This window comes from Myxococcus virescens, from assembly GCF_900101905.1.
Lineage (GTDB): Bacteria > Myxococcota > Myxococcia > Myxococcales > Myxococcaceae > Myxococcus > Myxococcus virescens.
The window spans coordinates 1-3,822 of sequence record NZ_FNAJ01000043.1 but is presented as its reverse complement, the minus strand read 5'-3'; the positions used below and the strand labels follow the sequence as shown (position 1 = coordinate 3,822).

1 protein-coding gene is annotated in these 3,822 nt (G+C 65.3%); it reads right to left on the bottom strand.

The window, feature by feature from the left end:
* On the bottom strand, positions 1-3,822 hold a 3,822-nt coding region (locus BLU09_RS37925), incomplete at both ends, for a non-ribosomal peptide synthetase (protein WP_143043288.1).

Here is a 3,822-nt window from a genome sequence, read left to right as displayed (position 1 = left end):
CTTCATCCACGCCAGTCGCTCTAGCGGGTAGCTGGCATCCAAAGGCACGTACACGCCCCCTGCCTTCAGGATGCCCAGCACGCTCACCACCAGCTCCAGCGAGCGCTCTACGCACAACCCCACCCGTACCTCGGGCCCCACACCCATGCTTCTCAGGTGGTGCGCCAGCTGGTTCGCACGGCGATTCAACTCCGCGTACGTCAGTCGCTGGTCCTCGTACTCCACCGCCACTGCGTCCGGCGTCCGCTGAACCTGCGCCTCGAAGAGGACACTCAGGCTGGCATCGCGCGGATACGTCGAAGCCGTCCCGCGCCACTCCTTCACCAACCGTTGCTGCTCCTCACCGCCCATCAGCGGCAGCTCGGCCAGCCGCGTCTCCGGCTCAGCGACGGCGGCCTCCAACAGCACCCTCAAGTGTCCGAGCATCCGGTCCATCGTCCCGGCCTCGAACAAGTCGCTGTTGTAGTTGACCATGGCCATGACGCCGTCCTTCACCTCCTCCATCACCAGAGACAGGTCCAACTTCGACGTCCGCCCCTCCGACTCCACACCGGAGAGCCTCAAGCCATCTCCGAGCTTCACCTCCGTCACGGGCGTGTTCTGCAGCGTCAGCGTCACCTGGAACAGCGGACTGCGACTCAGATCACGCTCGGGCTGAAGCTCCTCCACCAACTTCTCGAACGGCACGTCCTGGTGCGCATACGCACCGAGCGTCACCTCTCGCACCTGCGCGAGCAGCTCACGGAAGCTCGATTCCGGAGACACCTTCGTCCGCAGCACCAGCATGTTCGTGAAGAAGCCGATCAGCCCTTCCGTCTCACCTTGCGTGCGCCCTGCGATGGGCGACCCCACGCACACGTCGTCTTGTCTCGCGTAGCGGGCCAGCACCAACTGGAAGGCCGCCAGCAGCACCATGAACGGCGTTGCTCCTTCGCGCTGTGCCAGGGCCTTCACCCGATCCCACAAGGCCAGGGGCCAGGACTGGTCGAGATGTGCGCCTCGGAAGCTCTGCGCCGCGGGCCGCGGTTTATCCGTCGGCAGCTCCAGCGATTGGGGTGCCCCCTTCAGCTGCCGCTTCCAGTATGCGAGTTGCGACTCCAGCACCTCGCCCTTCAGCCACTCCCGCTGCCACAGCGCGTAGTCCGGGTACTGCACTGCCAGTTCCGGTAGCGGTGAGGGACGCCCCTGCAAGAACGCCTCGTAGAGTGCAGTTACATCCCGCACGAGGACGCCCATGGACCACCCATCAGACACGATGTGGTGTGTCACGAGGATCAGCACGTGCTCCTGCTCGGACAGCATCAGGAGCGTCACGCGCAGCAATGGGCCACGTTCGAGATCGAACCGCTGGTGTGCTTCCTGTTCGATCAGACGAGCGACTTCCGCCGGGCGCGCGGCCTCCGCTGATGACTCCAGCCCCATGCTTCGGAAGGCCAGCACCGGCTCGGCTGCGATGACTTGAACGGGTTTTCCATCGCGAGTGCTGAACGTCGTCCGCAGCGACTCGTGGCGCCGCACGAGCTCCACGAAGCTCCGCTCGAGCACCTCGGCATGGAGCGGCCCCTCGACCCGAAGGACGGCCGGCACATTGTAGGAGGCGCTCCCTCGCTCCATCTGGTCCAGGAGCCATAGCCGCTGCTGCGCGAACGACGGAGGCAACACCCAGCTCCCATCCGTTCGTGGCTTCAGGGGCGGAGCGGTGATCGACACTCCCGTGCGAATGGCATGGTCCACCCTCTCCGACAGGAGCGACAGCGTGGGAGCCTCGAACAATTCACGGAGCGGGAGCTCGATTCGGAACGTGCTCCGAATCCGCGACACCATCTGTGTTGCCAACAATGAGTGGCCGCCCAGCTCGAAGAAATTGTCCTTCGAACCCACCCGCTCCACACCCAGCACCTGCGAGAAGATCCCAGCGAGTAGTTCCTCCGTGGGAGTGCGCGGCGCCACATAATCGGAACCAGGCGTGCCAAGCATCGCCACAGGAGCAGGCAGCGCCTTGCGGTCCACCTTGCCGTTGGGCGTCAGCGGCAGCGACTCCAGCACCACGTACGCTGACGGCACCATGTACTCCGGCAGCCGCTGCTTCATGTGACTTCTTAGCGCGCTTGCCTCCAGGCTCGTACCCGTGCGCGCTGTCACATACGCCACCAGTCGCTTGCCTTCGTTCGAGTCCTCGCGTGCCACCACCACGGCTTCGTTGACACCACCGTGCTGGGCCAGTACCGATTCCACTTCGCCCAACTCGATGCGGTACCCACGCACCTTCACCTGCATGTCCGCGCGGCCCAGGAACTCCAACGTCCCGTTCCCCAGCCACCGCACCACGTCCCCCGTGCGGTACAGCCGCTCTCCTTCACCGAATGGGCTTGGTACGAAGCGCTCCGCCGTCAACTCTGGGCGTCCCACGTAGCCCACTGCCAACCCGTCTCCGCCCACGTACAGCTCACCCGGCACGCCCACCGGCACTTGGCGCATCCCCGCGTCCAGCACGTAGGCCACCGTGTTCTTCACCGGCCGGCCAATGGACACCGAGGCACCTACCTCCTCTGGCCTCTCCATCCGGTACGTGCTGGAGAACGTTGTGTTCTCCGTCGGGCCGTACCCGTTGATGAGTACACCGCCCGCTGCCAACCGCTCCTTCACACGGGACACCGGCAGCGCGTCGCCACCCGCCAGCAATTGGCGGACGCTGGCCAGCGCCTTCGGCTGCCTCGCCTGCATCTGCTCGAAGAGCGCCGCCGTCAGCCATAGCGACGTCACGCCTGACGACTCCAGCTTGCCGCCCAGTTCCTCTAGTGACGGCGTCCCCGCCGGGTACACCACCAGCTTCGCGCCGTGCAGCAGTGCGCCCCATACCTCCAGCGTCGATGCGTCGAAGGAGATGGGCGCCAGTTGCAGCCACACCTCCTCAGGCCCGAAGTGAGCGAAGTCCGTCCCCAGCACCAGGCGTGACACGGCTCTGTGCGGCACGCCTACGCCCTTTGGCTTCCCCGTGCTTCCTGACGTGAACATCACATACGCCAGATGCCCACCGGCCACACTGGAACGCAGGTTGCTTTCTGGCTGATGAGCAATCTGAGCGCCCCACTCCGTATCCACGCACACACTGGACTCGGTGTCGGAGAGCATCATGGACTCGAGCAACTTCTGCTGCCCCACCAGCAGCGTGACGCTCGCCTCCTGCTTCATCCAAGTCAGCCGCTCCAGCGGGTAGCTGGCATCCAGCGGAACGTACACACCTCCCGCCTTCAGGATGCCCAGCACGCTCACCACCAACTCCAGCGAGCGCTCCACGCACAAGCCCACCCGCACCTCAGGCCCCACCCCCATGCTCCTCAGGTGGTGTGCCAACTGGTTGGATCGCCAGTTCAGCTCCGCGTACGTCAACCGACGGTCTTCATACTCGACCGCCACCGCGTCCGGCGTCCGCTGTGCTTGTTCCTCGAAGAGGACACTCAGGCTGGCATCGCGTGGGTACGTGGAAGCCGTCCCGCGCCACTCCTTCACCAGCCGATGCTGCTCCTCACGGCCCATCAGCGGCAGCTCAGCCAGCGGCAGCTCTGGGGCGCTCACAGCAGTCTCCAGGAGCACCCGCAAGTGCCCCAAGAGCCGCTCCATCGTCTCGGCTTCGAACAGGTCGCTGTTGAACTCGATCGCGCCCGACAGCCCTCCCGCGCTCGACTCTCCCAAGCCCAACGTCACGTCGAACTTCGACGTCTTCCCGGACGACTCGGCTGCCTCCAGCTTCAGCCCCGGCAGGCTCACCGCCCCTCCCGGCGCGTTCTGCAGCACCAACATCACCTGGAACAGCGGGCTGCG